The organism is Xenorhabdus sp. PB61.4, from assembly GCF_963894935.1.
Taxonomy (GTDB): Bacteria; Pseudomonadota; Gammaproteobacteria; order Enterobacterales; family Enterobacteriaceae; genus Xenorhabdus; species Xenorhabdus stockiae.
Window position 1 is genome coordinate 1 of sequence record NZ_CAWQJR010000164.1, and the last position, 14,525, is coordinate 14,525.

Annotated in this window: 13 protein-coding genes and 2 pseudogenes; 10 read left to right on the plus strand and 5 right to left on the minus strand. The window is 40.4% G+C overall.

Annotation, left to right across the window (positions count from 1 at the left end; genetic code table 11):
• Positions 1-257: 257 nt before the first annotated feature.
• Both AACX68_RS11940 and AACX68_RS11945 read right to left on the minus strand, forming a co-directional pair.
• On the minus strand, positions 258-2,222 hold the full coding sequence (locus tag AACX68_RS11940; RefSeq protein ID WP_228859273.1) for a pyridoxal phosphate-dependent decarboxylase family protein: 1,965 nt from the start codon (positions 2,220-2,222) through the stop codon (positions 258-260).
• Positions 2,223-2,529: 307 nt separating this feature from the next.
• Positions 2,530-3,426, minus strand: a complete 897-nt coding sequence (locus tag AACX68_RS11945; RefSeq protein ID WP_228859274.1) for a dimethyl sulfoxide reductase anchor subunit family protein — start codon at positions 3,424-3,426, stop codon at positions 2,530-2,532.
• A gap of 366 nt (positions 3,427-3,792) precedes the next feature.
• Here AACX68_RS11945 and AACX68_RS11950 point away from each other — a divergent pair, with 366 nt between their 5' ends.
• Positions 3,793-4,548, plus strand: a complete 756-nt coding sequence (locus AACX68_RS11950; protein ID WP_099111633.1) for an FNR family transcription factor — start codon at positions 3,793-3,795, stop codon at positions 4,546-4,548.
• Between the two features lie 124 nt (positions 4,549-4,672).
• Complete coding sequence (gene uspE, locus AACX68_RS11955) at positions 4,673-5,614, plus strand: universal stress protein UspE (protein ID WP_228859275.1); 942 nt, start codon at positions 4,673-4,675, stop codon at positions 5,612-5,614.
• A 73-nt stretch (positions 5,615-5,687) separates the two neighbouring features.
• Here the strand turns inward: uspE and AACX68_RS11960 are convergent, their stop codons facing one another.
• Positions 5,688-6,605, minus strand: coding sequence for a tyrosine-type recombinase/integrase (locus tag AACX68_RS11960; protein WP_370630293.1), 918 nt, complete (start codon positions 6,603-6,605; stop codon positions 5,688-5,690).
• Between the two features lie 563 nt (positions 6,606-7,168).
• Here AACX68_RS11960 and AACX68_RS11965 point away from each other — a divergent pair.
• The 4 genes and pseudogenes from AACX68_RS11965 to AACX68_RS11980 all read left to right on the plus strand — a co-directional run bounded on the left by AACX68_RS11965 (position 7,169) and on the right by AACX68_RS11980 (position 10,512).
• Positions 7,169-7,777 (plus strand): hypothetical protein, encoded by a 609-nt coding sequence (locus tag AACX68_RS11965; protein WP_228859276.1) that lies wholly within the window; start codon positions 7,169-7,171, stop codon positions 7,775-7,777.
• 100 nt (positions 7,778-7,877) lie between these two features.
• Positions 7,878-8,204 (plus strand): annotated as a pseudogene (locus tag AACX68_RS11970) (DUF1367 family protein); the annotation flags it as partial.
• 128 nt (positions 8,205-8,332) lie between these two features.
• Complete coding sequence (locus tag AACX68_RS11975; RefSeq protein ID WP_228859277.1) at positions 8,333-9,112, plus strand: lysoplasmalogenase; 780 nt, start codon at positions 8,333-8,335, stop codon at positions 9,110-9,112.
• Entirely contained in the window at positions 9,109-10,512 is a 1,404-nt protein-coding gene (locus tag AACX68_RS11980) for a coniferyl aldehyde dehydrogenase (protein WP_228859278.1), read from the plus strand. Before AACX68_RS11975 ends, AACX68_RS11980 begins: the two co-directional genes overlap by 4 nt.
• Positions 10,513-10,607: 95 nt before the next feature.
• Here the strand turns inward: AACX68_RS11980 and AACX68_RS11985 are convergent, their stop codons facing one another.
• Positions 10,608-10,901: a hypothetical protein gene (locus tag AACX68_RS11985; RefSeq protein ID WP_228859279.1), complete on the minus strand. Its 294-nt coding sequence runs from the start codon at positions 10,899-10,901 to the stop codon at positions 10,608-10,610.
• 17 nt (positions 10,902-10,918) lie between these two features.
• Here AACX68_RS11985 and AACX68_RS11990 point away from each other — a divergent pair, with 17 nt between their 5' ends.
• The 4 genes from AACX68_RS11990 (at position 10,919) to AACX68_RS12005 (ending at position 14,217) form a co-directional block, all read left to right on the plus strand.
• Entirely contained in the window at positions 10,919-12,343 is a 1,425-nt protein-coding gene (locus AACX68_RS11990) for an NAD(P)/FAD-dependent oxidoreductase (RefSeq protein ID WP_228859280.1), read from the plus strand.
• Positions 12,344-12,355: 12 nt separating this feature from the next.
• On the plus strand, positions 12,356-12,838 hold the full coding sequence (locus AACX68_RS11995) for a RidA family protein (RefSeq protein ID WP_228859281.1): 483 nt from the start codon (positions 12,356-12,358) through the stop codon (positions 12,836-12,838).
• A gap of 180 nt (positions 12,839-13,018) precedes the next feature.
• Positions 13,019-13,717 carry an alpha/beta fold hydrolase gene (locus AACX68_RS12000; protein WP_228859282.1) on the plus strand — a complete coding sequence of 233 codons (699 nt, stop codon included), beginning with the start codon at positions 13,019-13,021 and terminating at the stop codon, positions 13,715-13,717.
• A gap of 227 nt (positions 13,718-13,944) precedes the next feature.
• A complete protein-coding gene (locus AACX68_RS12005; RefSeq protein WP_228859289.1) occupies positions 13,945-14,217 on the plus strand; it encodes a hypothetical protein in 273 nt (90 codons plus the stop codon).
• Here the strand turns inward: AACX68_RS12005 and AACX68_RS12010 are convergent.
• A pseudogene (locus AACX68_RS12010) lies at positions 14,153-14,284 on the minus strand (IS5/IS1182 family transposase); the annotation flags it as partial. The gene AACX68_RS12005 and the pseudogene AACX68_RS12010 sit on opposite strands and share 65 nt — an antisense overlap.
• Positions 14,285-14,525: the final 241 nt, after the last annotated feature.

Genomic DNA, 14,525 nt, shown 5'->3' on the forward strand with positions numbered 1-14,525 from the left:
CTATCCAAGATTGGCGTCTTGCGATGAGTCGTTTTATGATTGAATTTGGTGACCGTTTAGACGGTCACGTTTAAACGAAAATGGCGATTACACAAAATACTAAACAAGGTCCTCTTCGCTCTCAGATTGCCCTTTTGTTGGCTCTGCTCACATATCCTTTCATGGAGGACCCGGCTTTGACCGGGTCAACTGAGTTTGCAGTGTCCTTACTTCTGAGATACAACTTGAAATTTTACTGGGTATATTCTCTTCTCGTATCAGCTAAGAAATGAAATGTTGAAATCTGATTTTTGATATAATGATTTTTCTTGTTCATCAACAAGCTGAATTAATTTTTTCACAAAAATGGATTTTAATTGCTCCCAATATTCTTCGAAGTGTTCTTGATCACGTAAACAATGTGTCATTACTGCTGCCCGTAATACATATATATGATGTATTTTTTCCCATTCGCTCTGGCTAAAACCACATTGTTCAGCATAATGCCGGGGAGTATCTCCATAATCTTTATAACCCAACATTGTCGATGATGTGATGAAGTCGTTGGTATAAGCACGCTCGGTGGAATATGAACAGAGTTCATAGAGCCGTTTATTGAGAGCATTGTGATTCAGCAGGCTATCATTTCCGATTTCCTTAAAAGAAAAGTTAATCATATGAAAATCAGGAGATGGCATGATATGTATTTCAAATTGGTATTTTCCAACCTTTATCGGTTGCATATTCTTTATATGATTTAATAACCAATTTGCTGTGACGATCCCTGCGGCTATGACTTTGCCATATCCACTGATATTTAGAGGCAATAACCTATGAGCTGCCCATAATGCAGCGGCCGTCGCCCCTGATTTCGAGCCTTCCATAATGGAAGAGCCTAATATATTCTTATTATTGTTTGAGAAGTTATTGATTAATGAATCGCTTTGAGGGGAACTATCCTGAAAAACATAAGCTGCACGAGAGGAAATTAAATCAAGAATTCTTTTGTCCTTCATACAGATAGCCCCGGCAGAATATTGGATGAAACCCATTTTATGGGGATCAACTGTAATAGAATCAACATGTTTCAATGCCTTGAAACTCTGGTAGACTGCCGGTTTAGGCCAAATAATATTTTCAGGAGTCAAACCAAGTTCCTGATGCTTCTTAACCAACTCATCATATTCCATAAATTTCCCCTGCTCATCCAGTAGCAAAGAGCAGGCATATCCGGCATAGGCAGCATCAACGTGAATATAAAATGATGCGCCATAATGTTCTTCACACTCTTTTCTTAATGCAATGACTTCATCAATACAATCAATAGCTCCGACTTCTGTTGTCCCTACCATTGCAATCATAGCTAAAATGGCTTCTCCTTTCTCAATAAGGGAAAGTGTAATTTCGCGCATTTTGGCAACATCAGTCTGATACTCTGCATTCACAGGTAGAGGAATAATATTCTCCTGACCGATACCGAAGATATCCGCTGCTTTGACCCAGGAATAATGTTTCGATTGTGGAACAAGTAGCTTACCTATAACTTCTGGTTTAACTCCTGAACCACGACACGTCAGATCACGGATTTCATTAAATATTCCCTGTTCTTTTAACTCACTGATTAAATCAAGCACTTCTGTTGTGGGCATATTCATTAACTGTTTTGGGGATTTGTGACTGAGCAAATTTTTAGTTTCAGGATGTTGAGAAATAGCAAAAGGCAGTGTTTTCAAATTCCTGGCAACCCAAAGGCCTTCGTAGTTTGCTACTGTACCGCCTGAAGTAATGTGCCCCCAAGCTCGTTGTGGATCGTAGCCAAACATGCGGCAGAGATCTAAACCTGATTCGATCTCAAGTTCAGTGGTTGTTGGTGATACTTCATAAGAACAATTATTCGGGTTGTACATCATCGCCATGACATAAGCGAGGTTAGAAACCATCAGAGTATCAGCGTTGATATGACCAAGGTAACGGGGAGAAAAGAAAGGGATAGAGGAATTTTTTAGTTTTGCTGACAACTGATTAAGTATCCCTTCAGTTCGATACAGTGTTTCTCTGTAGTTATGCTCATAGCGATCAACAGATGTTACTAATGCCGCGTCTTCAGGATGAAAGCCCGAACGCCAGTGCATGTGTTCACTGACTGCATAATCTATCATTTCTTTGAAGAACACAGCATTTTCTGACTTTGGACCTAAAAACAGAGCATCAATATTTAAGTTAGGATTAAATAGCTTAGGCATAATTACAATATCCTCACTGATTATTATTTTTTGTTATTTATTAACCATTCATTATATGAATCAAACTACGGATACAGATATAAAACATACGATCGAAAACTTTAATAAGAAATTAACAAATACTTTGAATTTGTGCACGGGCACAAAGAAATGAATGAAAAAAGAGATCAGTAGCTGAAATTATCTACTTATATGACTTTATGGATAAAAGGTGTATTTCTGCACATAAAAATAAGTATTGGTGTTACATTTTTTATTGTGCAGAATGGAATAAATGGAGGGTATGCACTCATTAACTGAGTAATAATTAGACGTTACTCATTGCAAAGAAGATATATTGGTTAATTATTTCAGCCACCAGCATGATCATTGTTCCTGATAAGATGGGACAACTTGTGCGAATGAGTGTTTTATTTCTGCTTTTCCACAATGTATAGGCCCATATCGTCATGGCAAGAATATATAAACACCAAGTTATCATCCTGAAGCCAAATGCGCTTTTCAGGTTAATTTCGGGTTGGTGGGGAAAAATGATATTTTCAGTTTCACCATCAGTGACTGCTTCTACTAACCAACCCATGTATGCTGGCTGTTCAATTAAGCGCGTTGTCACACTGATAAAGACAATGATTAGTGCTGCCATGAGCAATTTAGTCGGAATTTTTTCCCGCATGAACTGCCTGCCAGACTGACCAATAAGTGATAATGACAGTGCCGGCCCCAGAGTAAAGACTGCACCATAAAACAGAAAATAAGTGTTAACATTTGTCCAGGTAATTATGTCACTATTAGAGTAAATATTAACCATGTAGTGAATATCAACTAATCCAATAACGCTAATTCCCGCCATAATATATGCATGGCTCTGCTTGGTAAGCAGGACAAAAAGCGTATATAAACTCAGAGTAATAAAATAGATAGCAGCCAGTGCTGTTTCTGTATTTATCCACTCCTGCATTATGTTATGTAATTGTAATAACTGATATACGCTGAATGGGTATCCTATGATATCCAAAGAAGAGAGCAGCCCTATTCCGGCTAGAATACTGCTGATGACTAAAATTCTGCGAACAAGTACAGCTTCTGGTTTCTGCCCTGTCCCTGCTTTGCGATTAAAAAAATGAGTATAAAGTGCACTCATCAATACCAGACCAATAGAACTTTGCACTATCATTGTAAATGCAATCAACAGCCATTCACTCATGCTAATCCATCCATTTATTTGTAAAACCACCGCTATTACAACGTATTATACTCAATGGATTTCAAGATGCATCGCGGCTAAAAAAGCGTGTTCCGGGTGCATAGTCAGCAATTTGATTGAGTTCATCCAACAAAATAGCGACTTGAAAGACCAAGGGTATATATTATTAATGTAATTTAAGTTTAATTGAAATGTTATATCGAGTATGCAAGATTTTACGCAAGTTATGCATGAATCGCAGCAAAATTTCATTTTTTTCTTCTTCAATAATAACTGGGAGTAATTAACATAAAAAGCAAGCTCTTATCAGAGCAACCGAAATATGTTAAATTGACAGGCATCAATAATTTCTAACGAGCGCTTCCTATGGTCCCGGAAAAACGTATTATCAGGCGAATTCAATCAGGTGGTTGTGCAATCCACTGTCAGGATTGCAGTATTAACCAACTATGCATTCCTTTCACTTTAAACGAACATGAACTCGATCAGCTTGATAATATTATTGAGCGTAAAAAACCAATCCAAAAAGGGCAAACGCTTTTTAAAGCTGGTGATGCACTAAAATCGCTTTACGCTATCCGTTCTGGGACTATTAAAAGTTACACTATCACCGAAGAAGGTGACGAGCAGATCACAGGCTTTCATCTTGCTGGTGATTTAGTCGGGTTCGATGCCATTATAAATACTGAACACCCCAGCTTTGCTCAGGCTCTGGAAACTTCAATGGTATGTGAAATCCCGTTTGAGACACTGGATGATCTTTCCGGAAAAATGCCAAATCTTCGCCAACAGATGATGCGTTTGATGAGTGGTGAAATCAAAGGTGATCAGGAAATGATCCTTTTGCTATCCAAAAAGAACGCAGAAGAAAGACTGGCAGCGTTTGTTTATAATTTATCCCGTCGTTTTGCCCAACGCGGTTTTTCTCCCCGTGAATTCCGTCTGACCATGACCCGCGGTGATATCGGTAATTATCTCGGTTTGACCGTTGAAACAATCAGCCGCCTGCTTGGACGATTCCAGAAAAATGGTATTTTAAGCGTTAAAGGTAAGTATATCGCTGTCGAAAATATGGAAAAATTGACTGAACTGGCAGGCAAAGCCCATACAAATGTAACATAGCGTTGTTTCAAAATTTAAGCCAGATCACTATATTTTACTGATCTGGCTACCCTATCCCCTGTTATAGTTGTCTATAGTTTATCTTCCGTACAAAAATTACATCCAGCCTCTGCGAGGGATTAATATGGCAAACTATCAAAACCTCTTAGTTGCAATTGATCCGAATCAGGATGATCAGCCAGCGTTAAGACGCGCGGTATATATCGTGCAACGTAATGGTGGCCGGATTAAAGCTTTCTTACCCATTTATGATCTTTCATACGATATGACCACGTTACTTTCTCCTGAAGAAAGAAACGCTATGCGTAAAGGTGTTATTGGTCAACGGATCGCCTGGATAAAACAACAGGCGCACTACTATCTTGAATCCGGGATTGATATTGAAATCAAGGTAGTCTGGCATAATCGTTTCTATGAAGCGATTATTCAGGAAGTTATCTCCGGGAAGCATGATTTGTTATTAAAGATGGCACATCAACATTCCCTGCTGGAATCGATAATCTTTACGCCGCTTGACTGGCATTTGTTGCGTAAATGCCCTTGCCCTGTCTGGATGGTAAAAGATCAGATATGGCCGGAGAAAGGTTCTGCTGTTGTTGCCGTCAATTTATCAAATGAAGAATCCTATCATAATGAACTTAATCTGAAGTTAGTTAATGAAACACAGGATCTTGCCAACAGAATTGTGAAAGAACCTCGGATTCATCTGGTCAGCGCCTACCCTGCGGCTCCTTTGAACATCGCAACAGAACTCCCTGATTTTGATCCCAATGTATATAACCGAGCATTACGTGGTCAGCATTTGGTCGCAATGAAAGAGCTAAGACAAAAATTTTGTATTAGTGAAGAGCAAACTCACGTTCAGGAAGGTTTACCGGAAAATGTCATTCCCGAAATTTGTGATGAACTCAATGCAGGTGTGGTCGTTTTAGGTATTCTTGGCCGTACCGGTTTATCTGCCGCATTTCTTGGTAATACTGCCGAACATGTGATTGGCCGATTGAAATGTGATTTGTTGGCAATTAAACCCGAAGGTTTTGTTTGCCCGATTAATGTGGATGAATAATAGACAACCCCGCCGCTTGCGGCGGGAAATTAGTCCCTGTTAAATATTATGTTCGTCTGGCTGATATAACTCGTCAGAAATTCAGATTTCTGGCTGCATTTTTCAAACGCTCATCTCCACGTCGATCATATTTTTGAGTTGTTGTGATACTTGAGTGCCCCATCGCATCTTTGACTGTGACAATATCTTCGCCATTATCCAGCATGGCTGAAGCAAAAGTTCTGCGTAGATCATGCGGAGCAAATTTTTCTATCCCGCTTTCAACTCTGCGATTTTCCAATATATGATAAATAGCCTGATCTGAGAGACGACTATCTGTCACATCATCATGGCGCCGGATACGGGTAAATAATGGACCGGCATGATCACCGCGAACTTCATCTATCCAACGATTTAATCGTCTCCATGTTCCCTCCGGCATATAAGATAAACGCTCTTTATTACCTTTTCCCATTACTCTTAATGCCTGTTCGCGATAAATAATACTTTTCATATCTAATGAAACAATTTCTGATCGGCGCAGACCGCACCCCACCAAAATGCCAATAATGGCTGCATCACGTAAACCTTTTGTACTGATATCATCTTCACAGGCATAAAATAAATTTTTAATTTCATGTCGCTCAAGCGCCCGCCCTTTCGGTAAACGATTTCCCCTGACAGACCGTACTTGTTTGATGTGCTGAAAACTATCGGTATCAAGTTGTTTCATTGTCCATGCTTCTAAAGCAACACCTTTCAGAGCTGAAAGATAAGTATTAATTGTTGCTGGAGCTTTTCCTGAATCAGAGAGCATTTCCATCACTGCCTGTATATGATGTCGCCGCAAATCACTCCATAAGCAATCCCGTACATTCTGATACCCCAACATTTTTGCCACAATATTAAGGAATGATTTCATTGTCTGTCGGCTTCGTTTTGATCCCAAACTGACAAGATAGGCAATAGCCGGATTGTCATATACCTGATTACCAGGTACCGATATTGACATGCCCATTCCCTGATTTTTTTGCTCACTGGAAAGCACAATCAATGATTGTTTCTCTGCATTTTTTTCATCTTCATTGTGCATAACTGCTTCCTGATCCCAATATTTATTGATTGCTCTACGTAAAAAGTGGGGTTAATGACCCACACCATTTTATTGTTCAAACCTTACTTTTTCAAATGTATATTTTAATAAGTAGAAAAAACCAAGAAGCTGAAGTCAACACAACACAATGATAAATAACGATAAAAAATCAATCGCATCACTACACGATTACGATTGATATCTGCATTTAGATGGCGCTGAAATCATTACATCACCGTTGAGAATATTCACACATTTAATGTTGGTGGATTGATCCGTACCCAGAACTCGGTTTACAAAGCTCAGGACGCCACACCTTGGCTAAATCTCCGACAGAACGTAAGGCACCCCAACGTCAACACCAGCAGGAGGCTGGCATGAACTGAAATTAATGTCATAAAGTGTTATTTCTGCATATCGTTGCATTTGCAGATTGTATCTGGCCCGTATATTAAAAGTTGAATTTAATGTAGGAGGGAGATATGGGACAGTATCGGCATACAATTACCAATATTAGGCTAATGCCTCATGATGTATTGATGCAAAAAACAGTTGTATTGAGCTTTCATCAGGAGAAGCGATTTCATTATTTTTTAGATTTACCAAGCAACCCTAAATTTAGAGTCAGGCTCAATATTGTAGGGCACTCAGCTTCCTCAATGTCGGGAGACATATTATTTTCGGGAGCGTGTTCGAATAATTATAATCCTGGAATGAATTTGCGTGATTTTTGCGAAACGATCACGGCATTATTAACCGAACTTAAGAAAAAAGGAGAAAATATTCAAAGTGTTAGGATAGTGGGCTGTAACTCTGGAAAAAGTAATCTTGCTCAAGAATTAGCTAATCATCTTGATATGCCAGTAAAAGGTGCGTTAGGGGGAACGAGAATGTATCCAACGACGTACTTTCGTCCAGAGTATAATATGACCCGTAATTTTATTGATAAATTTGGTGATGGTAGAGATTATTCTCAAGAAGAGCAGGACAGGTTGCTGAGGCACGATCCTTATTATGGGGTTTATCAGTGGTATTACCCAGATATAGAAGTCATATTTAATCAGTTCGTTGATGAACGAAACAAAAAATAGTCGGTAGCATAATGGATTGTAACTCGCTAAAATAATACCATCGGCCTCAACATCCGAACCTAAACTTACGCTGTTGTGCCATTACCTTAAGGGAACAAGAATGGCGCAGCATAGTTTTATCAAAATTTCCGACAACACCCTACGACCAGTTACTCCAGCGGCCAGAGAATACCTGCATTCGAAAATCAAATGCGGCGATGTATTGTAGGCTGATTTAAAAAAATCCCGCAATCCCCGTTTCCACCGTAAATACTTTGCCCTGCTGAATCTCGGTTTTGAATACTGGGAGCCAGTCGGCGGCACGATTTCTCCCGGCGAAAAGGCTATTGTACGCGGTTACGTACAATTTCTGGCTCATTTCGCGGGTAGTGAAGATGCCTTGCAATCCGCCGTTTTTGATGCTTTCAGACATTGGGTGACGGTGGAATTATCTACATCCTATGAGATATCCTGAGCATATTCATATGTCATCTGAGATAGCCAAAATTAATTGTTAGTTGCAGGTAACAGTTTTTCTGATACTGTAAATAAGAAAGAAACAGTGGGGTGAGGCATATGTTATCAAATCATTGCACTCCTCGACATGGTGTTTTTAACAGAATAGGTTTACTTTATACGCTTCTTTCAGCCAGCGCTATAGCAAGTGTTTTACTTAGTAAATCTGTAAATCCATCATGGATTTGGCTCCATTACCTAACTAAGCCCACTGCTACGGCACTGTTAGTACTTTGGATTCTGCTAATCCGCACACCTGTTTCAAGACGTTACCGCAACGCTATTGCTTTCGGGCTTACATTTGCCGCAGCTGGTGACTTTTTTTTAATGTTACCGCAAGACTATTTTTTGGCTGGCCTATTTTGTTTTCTACTCACTCATTGCGCTTACATTTATGCTCTATGTTGCGACAGTATTTCTATTTCTGATATTAAAAATCACTCTTTTCATTCAAAATTTATAATTATTCGTACGGTTTTCATTATATTGGCGATCTTTATCATATTTATAATAATCGCATTATTAATATTTATCGGGCTGTTGAATAATCTGCCTAACGGTATGAGAGTTCCTGTTGCTATTTATGCTACGATTTTGGCTTTCATGGCTGGAGTGGCGGTTAATAGAGCTATTGTCTATCCATTTAAAAATCCGATACCTTTAGCACAACATGCAGCGAATACAGCGGCGATTGGCGGCATCTTTTTTGCTATCAGTGATAGCCTGCTCGCTTATGGTCGTTTTTACTTTGAAACGCCATTAAGCCCCTTTTTGGTACTCAGCACTTATTATATCGCTCAATGGTGTTTTAGCCGCTCAGTGATAAGGCGAGATCAATGACAAAACTAATCAACACTCAATTTAATGTCCTGCGTCAGGCATGGGAACAAAATCGACCTGATGAGAAACAACGCCTAGAGGATTTGATATGCCTCCGCAAAAATTTTAAAGCCAGCCTGAATGAAATGACGGAAGCGATTTCTTGTGATTTCGGCCACCGTTCTAGGCATGAGAGCATAATGGCAGAAGCAGTAATTGTGTTGAATGAAATTGATCTTTGTCTGCGCTCTCTTAAAAAGTGGGCTAAACCTCAAAGATACAAGGCTGGATGGCAATTATGGCCGGCAAAGGCTGAAATACGCCATGTACCACTTGGCGTTGTTGGTATCATGGCACCGTGGAACTATCCGATGAATTTGACTCTCATACCATTAATAGCCGCGATTGCCGCAGGTAATCATGTTTTTATCAAGCCTTCAGAGCATACACCGCACACCAATGCCTATTTAGAAAAACTACTCAGCAAAATTTTTCCTGAAAATCGCGTCAGTATCGCACAAGGTGGAGCAGATATTGCAGCCGATTTTTCTGCCCTTCCCTTTGATCACCTGTTGTTCACGGGTTCTAAGACAAATGGTAAAAAAGTCATGGCTGCTGCCGCACAAAATCTTACCCCTGTTACGCTGGAGCTTGGCGGAAAATCTCCGGCACTGATTGCTCCCGATGCCTATCTGAAAAAAGCGGTGGCCCGCATTATAACGGGCAAACTGTTCAATTCAGGACAAACCTGTATAGCGCCAGATTACATTTTATTGCCGGAAAACGTCATTGAGCCGTTTATCGCAGAGATTAAGGAACAAGTATCAAAACGCTATCCCCAACCAAATAACTTTCCAGACTATACAAGTATTATCAATGACAACCAGTATCAGCGTCTTATCAAATTACTTGAAGATGCCATCACTCGTGGTCACCAAACCATTCCACTAATGCCTCTCACTGCTCAAGAACAAGCACTGAAACAACGTATTTTCACACCTACGCTAGTTCTGAACCCAGACGATGACAGCGCCATTATGCAAGAAGAAATTTTTGGCCCCCTGATACCAGTCAAAACCTACCGTTCTTATGATGAAGCAATCCACTATATTGCAAGCCATGAGCGCCCATTAGCCTTTTATTGTTTTAGCCGAAATAACAAGTACATTGAGGCGGCTTTATCGCACATCGTCGCAGGTAGTATCTGCATCAATGACACGCTATATCAATTTGCATGTACAGGCTTACCCTTTGGTGGCATAGGCCCAAGCGGTATGGGGCAATATCATGGTTATGAAGGATTTAAAACCTTTTCCAAGGCCATGCCTATTTTGCGCAAATACAATCCGTCACTGACAGATCTGCTACGTCCACCTTATGGTCAGTTTATTAATATGGTTATCCGCATTCTCACTCGATAAAAAACTCATTTAGAAACCGTGGTCTTGTCACAGGTTTGGTACTAAACCCTCTTTTTCATAAAATTCAAACATTATTCTGCGTTGACGAATGCAGATCAGAGAATATAGTTAATAAATAGAATAGGTTTGTGGTGGAAGATGACGTGCTCTTCATCAATATTATTCAGGGATTCTTTTCGTAATGACACAGGGCGCGTATTGGGTATTCTTCGCTGTAGTTTTTCCTTCCGTGATTTTCCTTCCGTGGTTTGGCGAGGTACGAACAAAGGATCAAGCGTTTTGTTGGCGAGTTCAGCAACGACTTGATTTTCTTTGTGTGGACTGAAGTCAGCGCTCTCTTTCAGAACAATGATTGGGGTTTTAGTGTGTTGCTTAACGCCCTTTTTCAAGGGCAGTCGAGGTAAATATGCAAATCTCTCGAAGAAAGTTGCTGTTAGGAGTTGGTGCTGCTGGTGTCTTGGCTAGCGGAGCCTCAGCTTTAGTTCCAATGGTTCGTCGGGACGGTAAATTTATCGTCACTAAATCCAGAGCATTACCCGTAGATGGCACTGGCGGGGAATTACCGAAAGAAGCTGATGCTGTGATTATTGGTGGTGGTATTCAAGGCGTTCTGACGGCGATCAATCTGACGGAAAGAGGAATGAGCGTTGCTCTGTTTGAAAAAGGGGCCATCGCGGGCGAACAATCAGGCCGTGCTTACAGTCAGGTTATTAGCTACAAAAACTCTCCCGAAATTTTCCCATTGCATCACTACAGCAAAAAGCTATGGCGGGGAATGAATGAAAAGATTGGCGCAGATACCAGTTATCGAACGCAGGGCCGTGTCGAAGTTCCTTCAAGTGAAGAGGACTTAGCTCGTTCTATTGACTGGATTATATCCGCACGAGAATCAGCTGGTTTTGGCACGCCTTTGAATACACGAATTATTGGAGGTAATGAATTAACTAAACGACTAGCGAATGCAAAAACACCATGGAAAATCGCTGGATTCGAAGAGGATTCAGGGAGTGTCGATCCGGAAATCGGGGTACCGATTCTGGCTCAGTATGCCAAAAAAATCGGGGTAAAAATATTCACTCACTGCGCGGTACGCGGTATCGAAACTGCTGGTGGTAAAGTATCCGGTGTCGTAACTGAAAAAGGTTCCGTTAAAACATCATCTGTTGTTCTGGCTGGTGGTATCTGGTCACGCCTTTTCATGGGAAATCTCGGCATTGATATCCCAACACTGAATATTTATTTGTCACAACAACGCGTTTCTGGTGCCTCGGGAGCTCCTCGCGGTAATGTTCATCTGCCAAATGGTGTTCACTTCCGCGAGCAGGCTGATGGAACCTACGCCGTTGCGCCCCGCATTTTCACCAGTTCGATTGTGAAAGACAGTTTCCTATTGGGATCTCAATTTTCTCACCTTTTGAGTAGAGGTGGTTTGCCACTGAAATTCAAACTAGGAGAAGATTTGTTTAACTCATTCAATATAGCGACTCAATGGGATATGAATGAAGTTACACCATTTGAAACACATCGCGTTGCGACGGCAACACAAAACAATGAGCATTTGGATGATGTATTTGAGCGTATGAAAGCTGAATTTCCGGTGTTCAAAAACTCTGAAATCGTAGAACGATGGGGAGCTGTTGTCAGCCCAACGGCTGACAAACTTCCTATTATTTCGGAAGTAGAAAAATATCCTGGACTTGTCATTAATACAGCAACAATTTGGGGGATGTCTGAAGGGCCTGCCTCCTCTGAAGTTACAGCCGATATTCTGACAGGTAAGACACCGATCATTGATCCGACTCCGTTCAGTCTTTCACGATTCAATTCATAAGGAAAAAGTATTATGCGTTATAAAAACATGCTGTTATGCCTTCCTTTTATCTGGGGGATCGCACATGCTGAAAGTGTTCGTTACCACAAACTGGAAGGTATGCCGATCTCGGAGTCAGTGGAAATCAGTAACAGTAAAAATATCATTTTCCTTAGTGGAAAAGTGCCGACTAAAATAAAGAAAGATGCGCCAGACAGTGTACTTGACTCGTATGGCAACACAGAGGTGCAGACCGTTAATGTCCTGAAGCAGATCCAGACTCACCTTGGGGAACTTAGTCTGGGAATGAAAGATGTTGTCAAGATGCAGGTATTCTTGGTCGGTGGTGAAGAGACCAACGGAGATATGGATTTTCAAGGATTTATGGCAGGGTACTCTCAATTTTTCAATGAGAAAAACTCTATTAATCTACCGGCTCGCACCACTGTTCAGGTGGCAAAATTAGGCAATCCGGCGTGGCGCGTTGAGATCGAGGTTACTGCGGTTAGACCTTAAGTGCTCCATACGGCCTTCTACAATAAGAAATTATCCAGACCCGTGCAGATCGCTCAGGGTCTGATTCTTCCACAGTATTTTCTTATGAAGCGTTGATTGAGTAGAGCTATCCAGTCACCCTGATAAACTTCTTTTCAGAGCAGGATTATCGGAGCTTATAATTGTTTGCAAGGAGAAAGAGTGAATCTATTTTTAATTCCGGGATTTATGACTGATAAAAAATTATGGCAGGAAATGGAACCTGCATTATCTGCGTTGGGTAATATCGTCTATGGTGACATTTCTCTGGGGAAAAATCTTCGAGAAATTGCCCTTCATAATATCGCCATGTCACCAGACCGATTTGTTTTAGTGGGGTTTTCTTTAGGAGGATACGTTGCTCGCTGGATTGCCAGTCTAGTACCAGAAAGGATTGAAGCCTTAGTGCTCATTGCTACTTCAAATTTTCCAGACAGCGATAATCAGAAAGCAATAAAATTCCGCACGGCAGAAATAGTGAAAAATGGGTTCTTTGACGGACTCAGCCTAACTACCATTCGGACATCGCTTCATGTCAATAATAAAAATAATCAGTATCTTATTGAACTCATCCGCGCGATGAGCCTACGGCTAGGGCCAGATGTATTTATCAACCAGTTAAAGCTGCAACGCGATAATCCAACCTATTTATCTAGCCCTCGTAATTACCCCGTATTAATCATCGCTTCAGCCTGTGATGAACTAAGAACGCTGGTAGAAGCACAATCGTTGCAACGTGAATTTCCAAAATCCACATTACGTATTATCGAGAATGCCGGCCACATGCTACCACTTGAACAGCCTATTAATTTAGTAAAAACTATTAGCACATGGCTGGAAGAGTCTACTAATACATCGTAATTGAAGCGTATGAAATATTTTTCGACATATATTTCCATTTTAAAATAAGCACCAAAATAAGATTAATCTCATCTAATGATTTAAAAATTAAATCGAATTATTACAAGAAACTAATATGGATCGGTTATATTAACGCAACCACGCCAGATAATATTTCGTTTCATGGCATAATACTTTTCTCCGGCTATAATTTATAGATTGTCATTTAATCAAGTTAAGTGAAAAGAATGGATAATCAAGATATTAATTTAAATCCTGAGAATAAAAATACTCCACCTCCCCAAGAAAAAGAGGTTTTTATTCGTGAAGCGCAGTCCGTAGGAGCTGGTGCTGCAATGACGTGGATCGGTGATGCATGGAGAATGTTCAAAGGAAAACCATCAAGGTGGATACTGATTGCATTCATCTATCTCATCATCTTTAGCATATTGATGTACCCGTTCTCATCCGGTAAAGAATGCCTTCGAAAGTCAGTCGGTGTTCCTCTTTATTGTAGATAAGCTCATTTTGTTGCATGAATAAAAATAGCTTATTCCACAAAGGAGCTGGTAACATAGTTCTTGGCATGATGTTCTCAAGGTAACGGTTTTTTGGCGAAAACAAGGATACCAGATCATCATGCCGTTCCAATTCCCCTCACAAAACATCCACAGCCCCTAACTTACTTCGCTCCGGCGTTAATTATCATTAATAATGTGAAATTTAGTGAGGCATTATTAATGAGCCTGAATGCTGTAAAGAAAAATTTAGCCGGGGGGTTTCTATTTTTCTTATTAATGGGGATTGTCATTTTTATATCTGCGTTACC